Annotated in this window: 12 protein-coding genes; 10 read left to right on the plus strand and 2 right to left on the minus strand. The window is 62.5% G+C overall.

From position 1 onward, the window contains the following. Positions 1–49: 49 nt before the first annotated feature. Complete coding sequence (locus tag JF539_RS22245; protein ID WP_207142951.1) at positions 50–1081, minus strand: acyltransferase family protein; 1032 nt, start codon at positions 1079–1081, stop codon at positions 50–52. A 245-nt stretch (positions 1082–1326) separates the two neighbouring features. Next, positions 1327–1848: an FxsA family protein gene (locus JF539_RS22250; RefSeq protein WP_207142952.1), complete on the minus strand. Its 522-nt coding sequence runs from the start codon at positions 1846–1848 to the stop codon at positions 1327–1329. A gap of 237 nt (positions 1849–2085) precedes the next feature. Between JF539_RS22250 and JF539_RS22255 the strand changes: the two genes are divergently transcribed. The 10 genes from JF539_RS22255 to JF539_RS22300 all read left to right on the plus strand — a co-directional run bounded on the left by JF539_RS22255 (position 2086) and on the right by JF539_RS22300 (position 16885). Then, the gene (locus JF539_RS22255; protein ID WP_207142953.1) at positions 2086–2808 is read left to right on the plus strand and encodes a Tim44/TimA family putative adaptor protein; all 723 of its coding nucleotides are present in this window, start codon (positions 2086–2088) and stop codon (positions 2806–2808) included. 125 nt (positions 2809–2933) lie between these two features. Then, entirely contained in the window at positions 2934–4037 is a 1104-nt protein-coding gene (locus tag JF539_RS22260; protein WP_207142954.1) for a murein transglycosylase A, read from the plus strand. 3 nt (positions 4038–4040) lie between these two features. Then, entirely contained in the window at positions 4041–4613 is a 573-nt protein-coding gene (locus tag JF539_RS22265) for a Smr/MutS family protein (protein ID WP_207142955.1), read from the plus strand. Between the two features lie 4 nt (positions 4614–4617). Beyond that, positions 4618–4989 carry a helix-turn-helix domain-containing protein gene (locus JF539_RS22270; protein ID WP_207142956.1) on the plus strand — a complete coding sequence of 124 codons (372 nt, stop codon included), beginning with the start codon at positions 4618–4620 and terminating at the stop codon, positions 4987–4989. 102 nt (positions 4990–5091) lie between these two features. Next, positions 5092–7926, plus strand: coding sequence for a [protein-PII] uridylyltransferase (locus JF539_RS22275; protein ID WP_207142957.1), 2835 nt, complete (start codon positions 5092–5094; stop codon positions 7924–7926). 12 nt (positions 7927–7938) lie between these two features. Then, positions 7939–9501 (plus strand): murein biosynthesis integral membrane protein MurJ, encoded by a 1563-nt coding sequence (murJ, locus tag JF539_RS22280; RefSeq protein ID WP_207142958.1) that lies wholly within the window; start codon positions 7939–7941, stop codon positions 9499–9501. A 119-nt stretch (positions 9502–9620) separates the two neighbouring features. Continuing rightward, entirely contained in the window at positions 9621–10700 is a 1080-nt protein-coding gene (gene trpS / locus JF539_RS22285; protein WP_207142959.1) for a tryptophan--tRNA ligase, read from the plus strand. Positions 10701–10804: 104 nt separating this feature from the next. Next, positions 10805–13222, plus strand: coding sequence for a hybrid sensor histidine kinase/response regulator (locus tag JF539_RS22290; protein WP_207142960.1), 2418 nt, complete (start codon positions 10805–10807; stop codon positions 13220–13222). 340 nt (positions 13223–13562) lie between these two features. Continuing rightward, on the plus strand, positions 13563–14435 hold the full coding sequence (locus JF539_RS22295; protein ID WP_236042619.1) for a GNAT family N-acetyltransferase: 873 nt from the start codon (positions 13563–13565) through the stop codon (positions 14433–14435). 164 nt (positions 14436–14599) lie between these two features. Next, positions 14600–16885 (plus strand): transglycosylase domain-containing protein, encoded by a 2286-nt coding sequence (locus JF539_RS22300; RefSeq protein ID WP_207142961.1) that lies wholly within the window; start codon positions 14600–14602, stop codon positions 16883–16885. Positions 16886–16902 lie beyond the last annotated feature (17 nt).

Consider the following 16902-nt stretch of genomic DNA (forward strand, 5'->3'; position numbering starts at 1 on the left):
CCGCCTTCGGGAGAAAAGTCCTAAAGAAAAAATTTCCGATGGGCGCGCTTCACTCCGCCGCCTGAGCCTGCCGCTTGCCGCCATATGTGCCGCCCAGATAGGCCCAATGAGGCCGCCGGAACAGGAACCAGCCGATATTGGTCCTGCCGATCAGCCAGAACAGGATCATCGGGCTGACCGAGGCCACAATCGTCACGATCAGCGAAGTGGTGCCGATATCCAGAATGCCGAGTTTCAAGAGGATCACGCGGGTTACCGCCATCGGGAAGAAGAAGGCCAGATAGATGACGATGGAATTCTCTCCGAAATGGCGCAGGAAACCGAGCCGCCCCCAGTTCACGATCAGCGCGCTGGTGAGGATGATCGCTCCGGCCCCGGCGACGCCCAGAAGAAGCGCGACGACGGGAAGTCCCGCCCAGCCCAGATAGACCAGGCCGCCGTTTACCAGACCCCAGACGGTGAGATAGGCAAGGCTGACGCCGATCCGCTCGCGCGCCCAGCCCGCCAGCCGGAAGATCCGAGGGGCCAGCGCGTAGCCCGCGTAGAAGAAGACGAAACGGCCCGCGAACTCGTCGACCAGCAGCCAGCCGCTATGGATCGGGGCAATCTGGAGTACCGCGCCGAGGCCAAGCACAAGCTGCCAGGGAACACCCCTGTCGTGGGCAAGCTTGGTGACGACGAAGAACACCGGCAGCATGTAAATGAACCAGAGCGTGCCGAAAGGCTCGACGAAGCTGAACAGATAAAACTCAAGCGCGCCCCTTGCGCCTATTTCGGCGGCAAAGACCGGTGCCTTGACCGCGAACTGGATGGTCAGCCAGAGCACATAGAAGTAGGCGAAATGCACCACCTTCCGGTCCAGATACAGCCGCCAGTCCCGATTGATCACATTGGACAGAAAAAGACCGGAGATCAGGAAGAAATCCGGCATGCGAAACGGCGCCGCGAAGGCGATCACGGCATGCATCCAGCCGGTTTCGCCCGCCGCGGCTTCAACGCCGAGGACGGAATGCATCATCACGACGAAGACGATGCAGATGCCTTTCGCGGTATCGACCCAGTCAACGCGTTGGACAGCCATGGCGCACGGCCCCTTCCTGCCTGCCTCAACCCTTTTTCGGAGGCGGAAGCCCGTTTTAGCGGGAACAGGTAAAAATTACGCATACAGCGTTCGTCACGATTTGGTGAGCCGGGAAAAGGACGTAACGTCTCGGCCGGCCTTAAGAACATGAGGCGGCGATTACCAAGGCTTTGCGCGCCTCAATGCGTTTGTCGTCCCGGTCCTGAGGCTTCGCGTAGAACCGGAATGATGGCGGAAATCCGAATTTAAAGATCCGCCCCCTTCGATCCCTCGTTCCATGGACTGATTTTGCCCTGGCCCTTGCCGGAAGACCCGCGATCCGAACCGTGGCTTGTCTCCGACCAGTCGTCCCGATCGAGATCGACGAAATTATCCTCCGGCCTGTCCATGCCGGGTCCGCCCTGGACGATGACCACATCCGATCTCGAGATGATGAACCGGGCGAGGGCCTCGCGAACCGGTGGAATGAACAGAAGAAGGCCGATCGCGTCGGTGACGAAACCCGGGATCAGCAGGAAAATGCTGGCCACGACGATCATCGCGCCCTGCATCACCTCGTTGCCGGGCGCGCGGCCCGCATCCAGTTCCTTCTGCATGCGCGTGAGCAACGACAAGCCCTGTTGGCGCAACATCAAGGTTCCGGCCAGCGCGGTGACGACCGTGAGCAGGATCGTCGGCAGAACACCGATTGTTCCCCCCACCCAGATGAACACCGCAATTTCAATCAGGGGCAGCAAAACGATTGCGGCAATGATATAAAGTCCCACGGGACCTCCGTCGTCTGATACGTTTTCTATGCTTAAGGTAGACATTCCTCCGCAAAAATGCGAGCAGGCAACCAAGGAAAGGCCAGCGTGGCAAGATTCAGTCTTGCTCTTGGGTCTGGATGCTGGTTCAAGGACCCCCTAAGTAGTAGCCTATCAGGCTGAAAAAGCAGGGCAGCGCATCGGGTGCAGTATTGCGGCGCCGTCGTTATGCCTTTGAAGGGTAAACCGGAACGTAAAATGAACGAGATTTTTGACCCGTTGAACCTCCTCCTCCTGGGACTTGCGGTATTCATTCTGTTCCGATTGCGATCCGTGCTGGGCAAACGAACCGGCAGCGAGCGTCCGCCCTTCGATCCCTATTCGAAACCGGAAACGCCTCAGGATCAGCAGAACGGGCAGGACAATGTGATCCCCCTGCCGGGCCAGGCCGACCAGCAGCCGGAACCGATGGAGCAGGCCGCTCCGGGTGGAGAGATTGTCATCGACAAGGTGGCTCCCGAAGGCTCCGCCCTCAACAGCGCCTTGAAACAGATCCTCACGGTCGACCGCAGCTTTGAACCGGAAGAGTTCCTGCAGGGCGCACGCGCGGCTTACGAGATGATCGTCATGGCCTTCGCCGACGGCGACAAGCGGGCGTTGAAAAATCTCCTGTCCCGCGAGGTTTACGAAGGCTTCGTTGCCGCCATCGACGACCGTGACAAACGCGGCGAAAAAATCGAATCGACCTTTGTCGGCATCGACAAGTCGGAAATCGTCGAAGCCGCGCTCAAGGGCTCGACCGCTCAGGTGACCGTGAAAATCCACAGCCAATTGATCTCCGCCACGCGGGACAAGGCCGGCGAGGTCGTCGACGGCGATCCGGCCAAGGTGAGTGAGGTCGTGGATATCTGGACCTTTGCCCGGGACACCATTTCCCGCGATCCGAACTGGAAGCTTGTCGCGACCGAATCCGCGGACTGACCGTGTCGCGACGGAGGCGGTTCAGGCGGCCGGACCCGGGCCCTCGTACCATCTTCGCATTCGACTTTGCCGCAAAAGGCGCGGTCCTGGCCGCGCCGCTCTTGTTTGCCGGAGCAACACCAGCCATGGCACAGGGACCGGACCTTCCCGGACACTACGAAAAGACCTCCTTTGCGGCGATCGAAGACTGGCAAAACGACAATCACCTGGATGCACTGAAGAGCTTCTTGAGGTTTTGCCCGGTCCCGGAAGGCGCCCCCGAATCTCGCTACGCCTCCGAAGACCTGAAGCGGCTTTGCCCGGCGGCGTGGGAGGCAGTGGCGAGCGGAGCCTCGGCGCGAACCTTTCTCGAGTCTCGTTTCAAGCCTTACAGGATCGCGCAGAAGGGTTTCGTTACCGGCTATTACGAGCCGGAAGTGGATGCCTCACGGACCCGGACCGATATCTTCAAGGTGCCTCTTTTGAAGAAACCGGACGGGCTTGAACCGGTCTCAAGCGACCGGCGGCCCGCAGGCTGGCCGGTCAATCTCAGCCATGGGCGGAGAGCGGGCGGGGTCTTGAGCGAACTGCCGGACCGGGGCGCGATCATGGACGGGGCGCTGGTGGACGAGGGTCTGGAACTCGTCTGGCTCGCCGATCCCGTCGACGCCTATTTCATTCATGTCCAGGGCTCGGCGCGGCTGAAGCTGACCGACGGAACGGTCATGCGTGTCGGCTACGCGGGCAAGTCCGGCCATCCCTATACAGGTATCGGGAAACTGCTGGTCGACCGGGGCGAGGGCACGCCCGAGGATTTCACCATGTCCGGCCTGCGCGCCTGGCTTGCCGAACATCCGGAAGAACGGGACCCGCTCTTCCGCGAAAACAGGTCCTATATCTTCTTTCGCGAAATCCAGGACATCGACCCGGACCAGGGCCCCATCGGAGCCGCCGGTCTGCCGCTGACCCCCGGCCGGAGCCTCGCAGTGGATCCGAAGGAGATCCCCTACGGATCGCTGGTGTTCGTTTCCGCCTCGTTTGACGATTTTGAAACCGCAGACCGCCCTTTCGCACGCCTGATGGTGACAGACGACACGGGATCCGCCATCAGGGGCCGGGCGCGGGGCGACATTTTCGTCGGATCCGGAGCGGCCTCCGGAGAAACTGCCGGTGCCATTCGGCACGCGGCGGAGTTCATCGTGCTGGTCCCGGAGCCCGGATCGCCCGAACCGGGGGGCGGGGTGGACTGAAACGTGACGAAACGGGGCAAAAAAGGCAGTCTGTCGCCGGAGGACCGGCAACTTTGGGGCAAGGTGGTCCGCACGCTGACACCGCTCGATCCGGACCGTGCCAGGAAGCACGAAGAAGACCTTTCAAAAGCCCTCGAAGCGACTCCCGCCGAAACCGCGACAGCCGCGCCCAAAACGGCGACAGCCTTGCGGACGCCGAAAACCGCCCAGGAAAAGCCGGCGCTGCCGCCCCTGCATCAGCTCGATCGTGGCCACCGGAAAAAAATCGTGCGCGGCGTGAAGGCCATCGACGCCCGTATCGACCTGCACGGCATGACCCAGCATCAGGCCCATGACCGGTTGCGCGGTTTTCTCTATCAGGCACAGGCGCGCAGCCACAAGGTGGTCCTGGTGATAACGGGCAAAGGCGGCGGCCCGGACCGCGCCTATATGGACGAACGCGGCGTTTTGCGCAGAATAGTTCCACAGTGGCTGTCGATGCCGGAAATGAGGTCCGTCGTCGTCGGTTACGAGGAAGCCCATCCGAGCCATGGCGGGGCCGGGGCTCTTTACGTCCGCATACGAAAAAGAAGGTGAGGCCGTGACACCGCTTGGCGCGAAAATCCGGGAACTCAGGACGAAACGAGGCGTGTCCCTTAAGGAGATGGCCTCGGCCCTTTCCGTTTCAAGCGCTTATCTCTCGGCGCTCGAACACGGCAAACGCGGCAAGCCGACCTGGTTCCTGGTTCAGCGGATCATCACCTATTTCAATGTGATCTGGGACGAGGCGGAGGAAATTCAGCGGCTTGCGGAGCTCTCCGACCCGCGCGTGACCATCGATACGGCGGGCATGAACCCCAAGGCAACGGAACTCGCCAACCGGCTTGCGCTGACCATCGGCGGGCTGTCGGACGAGAGCCTCGCCGCCCTGTTGCATCAGCTGCGGGTCGCGGCGGTCAAGGACGACATCTGACGCCACGGGTTATCCAGACCCCTTCGAGATTTACGTGTCCTTATCCTGCGTTCTCTATATAACCGGTTCCAGCTCGCGCTTTGAACGGACAATCAGATCAGAATGAAACTTTCCCAGGAAGACCTTGCCGGCCTGATCGACTCTGACGACCTCAGAGCCCGGTTGACCGCATTGACCCAAGGACATGACGGCGACGGCGCCGACCCGAAGATCAGAACGGCCGTTCTCAACGAACTGAAATCCGTCGTCAAAAGCACGCGCGCGACCATAGAGGAAAAACTGAACGCTGACGGCGGCGGCCTGCTTTGCGCCGGACGTCTGTCTTACGTCCAGGACGAGCTGATCCGGGTGATCTACGACTTTGCGCTGGTTCATGTCTACCGGATCAAGAACCCGTCGGCGGCCGAACGCATGGCCATCGCCGCGGTCGGCGGCTACGGCCGCGGCACGCTGGCACCCGGATCCGACATCGATCTTCTTTTCCTGCTCCCCTACAAGCAGACCCCCTGGGGCGAGCAGGTGGTGGAATACATCCTCTACATGCTCTGGGATCTCGGCTTCAAGGTCGGCCACGCGACGCGCAACATCAACGAATGCATCCGGCTGGCGAAAGCGGACATGACCATCCGGACCGCCGTTCTGGAAGCCCGTTTCCTTTGGGGCGACGAGCCCCTGTTTGAGGAGCTGCAGCAAAGGTTCGACGCCGAGGTCGTCAGCGGCACCAGTTCGGAGTTCATCGCCGCCAAGCTCCAGGAGCGGGATGAGCGCCACCGCCGGCAGGGCACCTCGCGCTATCTTGTCGAACCCAACATCAAGGAAGGCAAGGGTGGTCTGAGAGACCTCAACACGCTTTTCTGGATCGCCAAATACCATTACCGGGTCGCCCGGCAATCCGAGCTGATCAAACTGGGTGTGCTGACGCGTTCCGAATACGCCCGGTTCAAGAAATCCGAGGATTTTCTCTGGGCGGTGCGCTGCCATCTGCATTTCCTGACCGGCCGACCGGAGGAACGCCTGTCCTTCGACGTGCAACGGGACATCGCCATCCGCCTCGGCTACACTCAGCACCCGGGGCAGCGGGATGTCGAACGGTTCATGAAGCACTACTTCCTCGTGGCCAAGGACGTCGGCGACCTGACGCGGATCATCTGCGCCGCCCTTGAGGAAGAACATGTCAAGGAGCCGCTCGGCAAGGGCATATCCGGAATGATGCGGCGTCTGCGCGCCGGGCGGGTGTCGACCGCCGCCGTCCCGGTCAAGGGCGCCCCGGGCTTCGTCGTCGAGAACAACAGGCTCAACGCCGCATCGGATACGGTGTTCGAAGGCGATCCGACGAACCTGATCAGGGTTTTCCAGATCGCGGACAAGAACGGCTACAACATGCATCCGCAGTTGACCCGCCTGATCCGGCATTCGCTGAAGCTCGTTGACGGCAATCTGCGCAAGGATCCGGAAGCGAACCGCCTGTTCCTCTCCATTCTGACCTCCCGGCAGGAACCTGAAAAAACCCTGCGCAAGATGAACGAAGCCGGCGTGCTCGGCCGCTTCGTCCCCGAATTCGGCAAGATCGTCGCGATGATGCAGTTCAACATGTATCATCACTACACGGTCGATGAGCATCTGATCCGCTCCATCGGTGTCCTGGCGGAAATCGAACACGGCAATTCGGGGGACGATCATCCGCTTGCCACCGATCTGATCATGACCCTGCAGAACCGGCGCGTGCTTTACGTCGCCATGTTCCTTCACGACATCGCCAAGGGCCGGCCCGAAGACCATTCCATCGCCGGAGCGAAAGTCGCCCGCAAACTCTGCCCGCGCTTCGGTCTGAGCGAGGCGGAGACGGAGACCGTCGCCTGGCTGATCGAACACCACCTGGACATGAGCACGATCGCCCAGTCGCGTGACCTTTCCGACCGCAAGACGATCACCGATTTCGCCGATACCGTGCAGTCTCTGGAGCGGCTGAAACTGCTGCTCATCCTGACGGTCGCCGATATCCGGGCGGTCGGACCGGGTGTGTTCAACGGCTGGAAAGGCCAGCTTCTCAGAACCCTTTACTACGCAAGCGAACCGTATCTTTCCGGCGGTCACACCAAGCAGCCCCGGGACCTGACGATCGAGCAGGTCAAGGAAGGCCTTGCCGCCAAACTTGGCCATTGGCCGCAAAAGGACAGAGCCAGCTATCTGGAGCGCCACTACGCGGCTTACTGGCTCAGAACGGAGCCTGACCGACTGGTCTCCCACGCGGAACTCTTGCACGGCGCCGACAAGGCCGGCAACCAGCTGGCGTTTCAGGTCATCCCGCGCGCGTTCGAGGGCGTGACCGAACTCAACATCATGGCGCCGGACCATCCGAGACTGCTGTCGACCATTGCCGGCGCCTGCTATTCCACCGGCGCCAACATTGTCGACGCCCAGATCGACACGACGACAGACGGTTTCGCGATCGATACGATCTTCATCGGCCGCGAACTGCCGGACGACGAGGACGAGCGCCGGCGCGGCGAACGGATCACCAGGCACATCAGGACCACCTTGCGCGGCGAAGCGCAACTGCCGGAACCGGTGTCGAAAAAAAGTGCGATGAAAGGCCGGATGAAAGCCTTCAAGGTCGTCGCCGAGGTGCTGGTCAACAATTCGCTGTCCGACGACTACACGGTTCTGGAGATTTCCGGGCTGGACCGCCCCGGCCTGCTCTTCGACCTGACCCGCTGTATCGCCACGCTCAACCTGAACATCGGATCGGCCCATATCTCGACCTTCGGCGAGAAGGTGGTGGACGTCTTCTACGTGACCGACCTGACGGGTCAGAAAATCGCCAATATCGGCCGCCAGGACATTATCCGCGAGCGCCTTGTCAATGCGGTCGAAGGCCAGGTCGACCTTGACGCAGCGGCGCCGGTCGCCCGCAAGATCCATCGGCAAACCGGTTAGGTTCCCTCTCTCATGAGCCTCGTGCGCAATTTCGCAACTGTCGGCGGTGCGACGCTGCTGAGCCGTTTTCTCGGATTTGCCAGGGACGTGCTTCTGGCGGCCGCGGTCGGCGCGGGTCCGGTGGGCGACGCCTTCGTGGTCGCCTTCCGGCTGCCCAACCTGTTCCGCAGACTGTTCGCCGAAGGCGCCTTCAACTCCGCCTTCATTCCGCTCTTCGGGCGCACGGTGGAAGAGGGGGGCGAAGACGAGGCGCGCCGGTTCGCCGGCGAAATCGGATCGGCGCTGCTCTTCTGTCTTCTTGTCCTGACGGCCCTGGCCCAGATCTTCATGCCGTTCGTCGTCTGGGCGCTGGCACCCGGTTTTGTCGGCGATCAGGAGAAATACGATCTGACCGTCCTGATGTCGCGGATCGCCTTTCCCTATCTGATCTTCATGTCGCTTCTGGCCTTTATCGCCGGCATCCTGAACACCTATCACCGGTTCGCAGCAGCCGCCTTCGCGCCGGTCATGCTGAACGTCGTCATGAGCCTGGTTCTGGGCGGCGTGCTGGCCGCCGGCATCCATGACGACACCACTCTCGGGATCATCCTGACCTGCGGCGTGACGCTCGGCGGCATCGTGCAGCTGCTCGTCGTCGTCATCGACCTCAAGCGGCTCGGGTTCCGAATTCCCGTCTTCCGGCCCCGCTACACGAAATCGGCCGCACGGCTGCTCGCGCTCGGCATTCCCGGTGTCGTCGCCGGCGGTGTCACCCAGATCAATATCGCCGTCGGCCAGGTTATCGCCTCGATGCAGGAAGGCGCCAACGCCCTGCTTTACTTCGCCGACCGGCTCTACCAGCTTCCTCTCGGTGTCATCGGCATCGCCATCGGCGTCGTTTTGCTGCCGAGCCTGACCCGGCAGCTGCGCGCCGGAGAAATGACCGCCTATCAGCACAGCCTCAACCGGGCGCTGGAATTCTCGCTTGTCCTGACGCTGCCGGCCGCCGTTGCGCTCGCCGTCATTCCCCACGAGATCGTCTCGATCCTGTTCCAGCGGGTACGTTTCGACGCGGCCGCCGTGGAAGGCACCGCGGCGGCGCTGATGGCGTTTTCCTTCGGCCTGCCCGCCTTCGTTCTCAACAAGGTATTCTCGCCCGGGTATTTTTCGCGCGAAGACACAAAGACACCGATGATCTTTGCCGCGATCGGCATGGTGGTGAATGTCGCGCTGTCGATCGCGCTGTTTCCATTTTTCAAGCATGTCGGCATCGCACTCGCCACGAGCATCGCGGGATGGGTGAATACCGGACTTCTGATCGCGGTCCTTTGGCGGCGGGGCCATTTCCTGCCCGGCTCCGGGGTCCTGCGCCGGCTCGCGCTCGTTTTTCTCGCAAGCCTGCTGATGGGGGCCGGCCTGCACTTTGCCGCCATCTGGCTTGCCCCGTACCTCGGCGATGCATGGCTTGCGGTGCGGGCGGCGAGCCTGCTTCTCCTGATCGCTTCGGGTGCCGTCGTTTTCGCCGCGGCGGTCCAGTTGAGCGGTGGAGCGGACCTGATCAAACTGGCGAAAGCGTTGACACGGCGCAACACCTGAGACCAAAAGCCGAAAACTTTCCGTTTCCCGCTTGCGCGAAGCCTTCCGGGAGCCTAAACCCGGCGCGCCCAAACATTCAAAAGCGCCTTTCCAACCGGTGCGCCAACAAGGGATTTCAAATGACGGACTTCCAGCCCCGTGTCTTTTCCGGCGTCCAGCCGACCGGCAATCTCCATCTTGGAAACTATCTCGGCGCGGTGTCCCGCTGGGTGCCGCTGCAGGACCAGATGCCGACCATCTTCTGCGTTGTCGACAGCCACGCCATCACGGCCGGATTTCCCGACCCCCAGGAGCTGACCAACGCGACCCGGGAAGTGACCGCCGCCTATATGGCCGCCGGGATCGACCCGAAAAAGTCCATTATCTTCAATCAATCCCAGGTTCGCGAGCACACCGAACTCGCCTGGATCTTCAACTGCGTCGCCCGCATGGGCTGGCTCAACCGAATGACCCAGTTCAAGGAAAAGGCCGGCAAGAACAAGGAAAACGCCTCCGTCGGGCTGTTCGCCTATCCGAACCTGATGGCCGCCGACATCCTGGCCTACCGCGCGACTCACGTGCCGGTCGGGGACGACCAGAAGCAGCATCTTGAACTGACCCGCGACATCGCGGCGAAATTCAACAACGACTTCGGCGCCCGGATCAAGGAGCTCGGGATCGGCGTGCCGAACCCGACGCCCTCGCCGGAACTGCCGGAAGAGCTTTATTTTCCGATCACCGAACCGATGATCGCCGGTCCGGCGACCCGGATCATGTCTCTTCGCGACGGCACCAAGAAGATGTCGAAGTCCGACCCGTCGGACCTCTCGCGCATCAATCTGACCGACGACGCAGACACGATTTCAAAAAAGGTGAAAAAGGCCAAGACCGACCCGGACGCCTTGCCGAGCGAAGTCGACGGGCTCGAGAACCGGCCGGAAGCGGATAATCTGGTCGGGATCTACGCGTCCCTGACCGGCAGCACCAAGGAAGCCGTCCTGAAGGACTTCGGCGGCCAGCAGTTCTCGACCTTCAAACCGGCTCTCTCGGAGCTGGCGGTCGCGAAACTGTCGCCGATGACCGACGAGATGCGCCGTCTCATGGAAGACAAGACCCAGATCGATGCAATCCTCAAGGAAGGCGCGGAAAAGGCCTCCGCCATCGCCGGGCCCGTCTTGAAGGATGTGCGCAAGATCATCGGGTTTCTGGACGTGCGTTGAGGCCTCCTCCCGGGATTCCTTCCGGTTAACAAAGGAAGGAAACGGTTTCTCAAAGTTTAAGCGCCACTCTCTGCGCAACAGTGGTTTTGCGGAGAGTGGTTGTCTTGGTCCATCAAAACAGCGAACGCGCGGTCAAGTCCGAAGCGGAAGCCGAAAAGAACGCGCAACGGGCCGAAAGCCGCCAGCCGGTAGCCGACCGCAGGCAGCGTCCGGAAGACCGCGGAACAGATGTCACCCCAGAAGATGCCAGTGACATCGAAACGGGTTCCGATGCCGGCTCCGGGCGGCGGGCGACGGACAGGCCGGTTTCCCCCCCCGCGAAATTTCTGCTGCATCTGGCGGTTGCCGGATTGGTTATCGGACTGGCCGCGGCCTTTCTGCTGGTCGCGACGACCGACGGCGTCAACCGGTTCGCCGGTGTCGGACTGGCGTTCTTCGCCGGAGGGTTGGCGGTCTGGCGCCTGTTCGCCGACGACATGTACCGCACGGTTCAGGCCAACAAGATCAAGGACGGCAAGATCCGCCGGCTGATGGCCCGCTGCGAGGAACTGGAAGACCGGGCCTGGGAGCTGGGCGAATCCGACGAGCGGCACGCCAGCATCCTGGCCACTCTGGGCGATGTCGTCATCCGCCGCGATCTGGACGGAACCGTCACTTACGTCAATTCGGCAGCCGAAGACGTCTTCGGTCCCGGCCACACGTTGCAACCGGGCACGCCCATGGACCTGCCGCTCGCGACCTTCACGCCGGACCCGGAATCCGGCATGCCCAGCCTCGAGACCAATGCTGAAACGGCGAGTTTTCAGGACATCTATGTCGAGACAGCCCAGGGAGCGCGCTGGTTTTCCCGGATCGATATTCCAGTCCGCGATACCGGTTCCGACCGTCAATTGGTCCAGACCGTCCTGAGGGACGTCACCGAGCGGCGCATGATCGAAGAGGAACTGCTCGCCGCGCGCCATTCCGCGGAGAGCTCCAACGAGGCGAAATCTAGGTTCCTGGCGACCGTCAGCCACGAAATCCGCACACCGCTGAACGGGGTCCTGGGCATGGCCGCGCTGTTGCGCGACACGCGCCTCACCAAGGAACAGAACGCTTACATCGAGGCGCTGGAGACCTCGGGTGAGACCCTTCTGCTCCTGATCGACGAGGTTCTCGACTTTTCGAAGGTCGAAGCCGGCAAGCTGGACATTCAGGCGGCGCCGGTCCGGGTCGGTGCGCTGGCGGAAAACGTCGTGGAGCTGCTTGCCCCCAGAGCCCATGCAAAGGCGCTTGAGATCGGCTCCCTGGTGGATCCTGCCTTGCCGAGGGAAGTCACCATCGATGCCACACGGGTGCGCCAGATCCTGTTCAACCTGATCGGCAACGGTGTGAAATTCACCGACGCGGGCGGCATATCCGTCGAGCTCTGCGGCCGGCCCAACCCCGAGGGTGGCAGTTTCCTGGATATCGAGGTGCGGGATACCGGTATCGGCTTCGACCAGGCGGAGGCCGAGCGGCTGTTTCAGGAGTTCGAGCAGGTCGATCACGGACCGGCCCGCAAGTTCGGCGGCACGGGGCTCGGGCTTGCCATCGCCCAGCGGCTGGCGGGCCTGATGGGCGGTACGATTACCGCTTCTCCGGTGGCGGAAGGCGGTGCGGCGTTTCGCGTTTCGCTGCCTGTTCCGGAGACGCTGGAAAGCGGCCCCGCCCCCCGCGCCGAAGCCTTGTGGGACAAGAGAATCGTCTTCGTCAGCAACAGCCGAATCGAATGTCCGCTTCTCAGCCGGCGTCTCCAACGTCATGACGCGAAGGTCCGCATCGAGGCCCCGGGCAGCCCGGATCTGGAGGCGGCCCTTCTGTCCGCGGATCTTTTGGTCGTCGACAACGCCGGTCTCGGCGACAGCGGCGGCTGGCTCGCCTCCGTCCGGCTGACCGGTTGCGCGGCACCCGCCGTCATCATGATCTCGCCACCCGAACGGGACCGCCTGGAACATCTGCGCCAGGCCGGCTATGCGGCCTATCTCATCCGGCCGATCCGAATCGACACACTTCTTCAGATCTCCTGCGGCCTTCTCGACGGCGGCGGGACCGACCATGCCTGGGAAGCGAGCGCCGAGCCGGTCAGCAACAGTTTTTCCGCACAGCGCGAAAACGCGCCGTCCCGGCCCTTGCGCCTGCTCGTAGCCGAGGACAACGACATCAACCGGCTGCTCGCCGAAGCAATGTTGCGCAAGCTCGGCCATGTGCCGGTCATGGTCGCGGACGGCGAGAGCGCTGTCGAACAGGCCGCCAGCGGATCGTTCGACGCCGTTTTGATGGATCTGCACATGCCGGGACTGGACGGGTTCGGCGCAATCGCCAGAATTCGGGAAAACGAGACCGCGACAGGCCGTCCGCCCGTGCCGGTTCTGATCGTGACCGCGGACGTCATGAAGGATGCGCGCGACCAGGCCAAGGAAATGGGAGCCTCCGGCTATCTGACAAAGCCGCTTTCCGTGGAGGCCTTGTCGAGCTCCCTCGTGAAACTCGGCCGTGGCTGACGCCTGGCGCCAGCACTCTTTATCCCCCGCCGACATTACCTATATTACAGGACGGTGCCCCGGGCCGGAGCACCGTGCGGCAGACGCCGGTGGAAAAAGGCTGGGTGTCATCCAGTTGTCGGATTACTGTGCTCTACGGCATACTCGAAGAATGCCAACCCATGGCCGGGTATAGTACTCCGGCAAAACAAAATGGCACCGGAAACACTCTAGCGCTCAAGGTCTTGGCACTTTTGACGCGCGAAAGGGACGACAAGAGGGTGGAATGTCCATAATGCGGCAAGGGCTGTTTTCTCCGCGAAAACTGGTACGGAAGTTTACTCCCGCGATGCGTCCGGGAATGCCCTTCGCACCCCTGGCTCGACCGGATCGCGCCATTCGCACGCCGGTCAAGACCCCGGAAACACTTGGCCGAATCGGAACCCTTGAAGTTCGCCTGGCGCGGAATTTCAAGGAAGTGAAGAAGGCCCAACGCCTGCGCTACCAGGTCTTTTACGAGGAAATGTCGGCGATCGCCGATGCGCATACGCTCGCGACGCGCCGGGACGCGGATCCCTTCGACGCCTATTGCGACCATCTTCTCGTGGTCGACCACGCATCCCTGAAGCGCAACAAGCTCGGTCGCCTGAAGCCCGAGATTGTCGGGACCTACCGGATCCTGCGCCAGGACGTGGCGGACCTGCACGGCGGTTTCTACACGGCGGGCGAATACGACATCCAGAAGCTGATCGACGCCAATCCGGGCAAGCGCTTCATGGAGCTCGGCCGCTCCTGTGTGCTCAAGCCCTACCGGACCAAAAAAATCGTCGAACTGCTGTGGCACGGCATCTGGTCGTATGTTCTGCGTTACAAGGTCGACGTGATGCTGGGCTGCGCCTCGATTGAAGGCACCAATCCGGATGCCGTCGCCGGTCAGCTTTCCTTCCTGCATCACAATGCCCGCGCACCGGAAGAGTGGCGCGTCCGCGCGGTCGAAGACCGTTACGTCGAGATGAACCGGCTGCCCAAGGACGCCGTCAACTCGAAGGAAGCGTTGCGCTCCCTCCCGCCACTCGTCAAAGGCTATCTCCGTCTCGGCGCCTTTATCGGAGACGGCGCGGTGGTCGACCATCAGTTCGGAACCACGGACGTGCTCATCATCATGCCGGTGTCCGAGCTCAACACGCGGTATGTGAACTACTACGGCGCCGACGCGGGCCGTTACGCCAGTTAGAGCACCACGCGACACGTTCTGGAAACCGGCGGAGACCTTCCACCGGTGTTCCGGATTTGTTTCCGGGTCAGGGCCGATATCTTAACGCCCCCTTAAATTGCCTCAATCTAGGATCATCACCGGGGATACCGGCAGTTGCCGGATCGAAACGGGACGGATGATCAATGGCGCCTCAGGCGAAACGCCGGCAGCGGATTGAGCCTACATTTGGGGATAACGGCAGCAGCCTTCTCGACCTGCGTCTCGAGCCGCAGGACCGGCCGGCCGCGCCGTCGGGCAAGTCCACGTCCAAACCGAAGTCCCGCAAAACCGGACAGTCCGGTCAGAAGAAATCCTCTACGGCGAAAAAAACCTCTGCTTCCAAGCGTCCGAAATCCAGCAAAAACGGGTCCCGCAAAGGCTCCGGTGGCCGCTCGGGCGCCAAGCGGCGCAGCACGAAAAAGAGAACCAGAACATCGCTGAGGCTTGGACGCTGGCTGAAGCGCGGCCTCTACTGGAGCGCGGTGCTCGGCATCTGGTGTGTGCTCGTCGTGGCCGGCATCGTCGGGTATTACGCCGCCTATCTGCCGCCAACCTCCGAATGGCAGGTTCCGGCCCGGCCACCAAATGTGAAGATCGTTGCCGCCAACGGCCAGCTGATCGCCAACCGGGGCGATACCGGCGGCGAAGCCGTGCGGCTCGAACAGCTTCCTCCCTATCTGCCGAATGCTGTCATCGCGATCGAGGACCGCCGTTTCCGGTCCCATTTCGGCGTCGATCCCATCGGGCTGGCCCGAGCACTCTTTACCAACGTGACGGCGGGCCGCCTGACCCAGGGCGGCTCGACGCTTACCCAGCAGCTCGCCAAGAACCTGTTTCTGGAGCCGGACCGGACCCTGAAACGCAAGATCCAGGAACTGGTGCTCGCCTTCTGGCTGGAATCGGAATATTCGAAAGACGAAATTCTGGAGATGTACCTCAACCGGGTCTATCTCGGCGCCGGCGCCTACGGGGTGGATGCCGCCGCGCGCCGCTATTTCGGCAAATCCGCCAGATTGCTGACCGTTGCCGAGGCCGCCACGATCGCCGGTCTCCTCAAGGCGCCGACCCGCTATTCTCCCGCACGCAATCCGGACCTTGCCGAGGAACGCGCCCAGCTCGTGCTCGCGGCGATGCATGACGAGAACTACATCACCGCAAACGAAGCCAAGAATGCGCTCGCGGCCCCTGCCAAGGTCGTCCGCCGCTACACGACGGCAAGCAAAAACTACGCGGCCGACTGGGTCATGGATGTCCTGCCGCATTATGTCGGCTCGATCGAAAGCGATATCATCGTCGACACCACGATCGATCCCACGTTGCAGAACGCGGCCGAAAAGGCGTTGCGGACCGCGCTGGCGGAGAACCGCCAGAAACTGGGCGTCAGCCAGGGAGCCATCGTCACGCTGGACACGGCCGGCGCCGTGAAGGCGATGGTCGGTGGCGCCGACTACTCGAAAAGCCAGTTCAACCGGGCGGTCTATGCCAAGCGCCAGCCCGGCTCCTCCTTCAAGCCGTTCGTCTATCTCGCCGCGCTCGAAGCAGGCATGACGCCGCAAACCGTGCGTCAGGACCAGCCGATCACCATCGGCGGGTGGTCGCCGAAGAACTACACCAAAGAACATTATGGGCCGGTCACGCTGACCCGCGCGCTCAGCCTGTCGCTCAACACGGTCGCGGTGCGGCTTGCCCATGAGGTTGGCGCCGGGACGGTCGCCAACACCGCGACGAGACTTGGGATCAAATCCGACCTGCACAAGAACCTGTCGCTTGCCCTTGGCACCTCTGAAGTCACGCCGCTGGAAATCGCGAGCGCCTACGTGCCGTTTTCCAACGGCGGCTACGGCGTCCTGCCGCACATCATCCGCCGGATCAAGACCGTCGACGGCAAAACGCTTTACTCGCGCGCGGGCGACGGCCGCGGGCGCGTGGTGCAACGCAAGCAGGTCGGAGAGATAAACGTCATGATGGCCGAAACGCTTTCGACCGGCACGGGCCGCAAGGCCCGCCTCGACGGCGGCCGGCCCGCCGGCGGCAAGACCGGCACCAGCCAGGATTTCCGCGACGCCTGGTTCATAGGCTACACCGCGAACCTGACCACGGCCGTCTGGTTCGGCAACGACGACAATTCACCGACCAAGAAGGCAACCGGCGGCAGTCTGCCCGCCACGGTGTGGAAAGACGTGATGAATGCGGCCCACAAGGACCTGTCGGTCGCCGATCTGCCGGGCGTTCCGCATCGGCCGCCCAGTGCCACCGCGCCACCCAAACCCGCTTCCGGAACCCCCGCGGCCGCACCGTCAGGCAGCCCCGGCTCGACCGGCGGCCCTGTCCCGCCCGGATCCATCGGCGGCGGGGTCGGCGGCGCCAGGCCGGCCGGTGAACGCAAGGGCCCACTCAACATTCTGCGAAACCTGTTCGGCGGCGGGTAGGTGCCTGTTCTAAACAA

The sequence above is a fragment of the Roseibium aggregatum genome (assembly GCF_017309185.1).
Taxonomy (GTDB): Bacteria; Pseudomonadota; Alphaproteobacteria; order Rhizobiales; family Stappiaceae; genus Roseibium; species Roseibium aggregatum_B.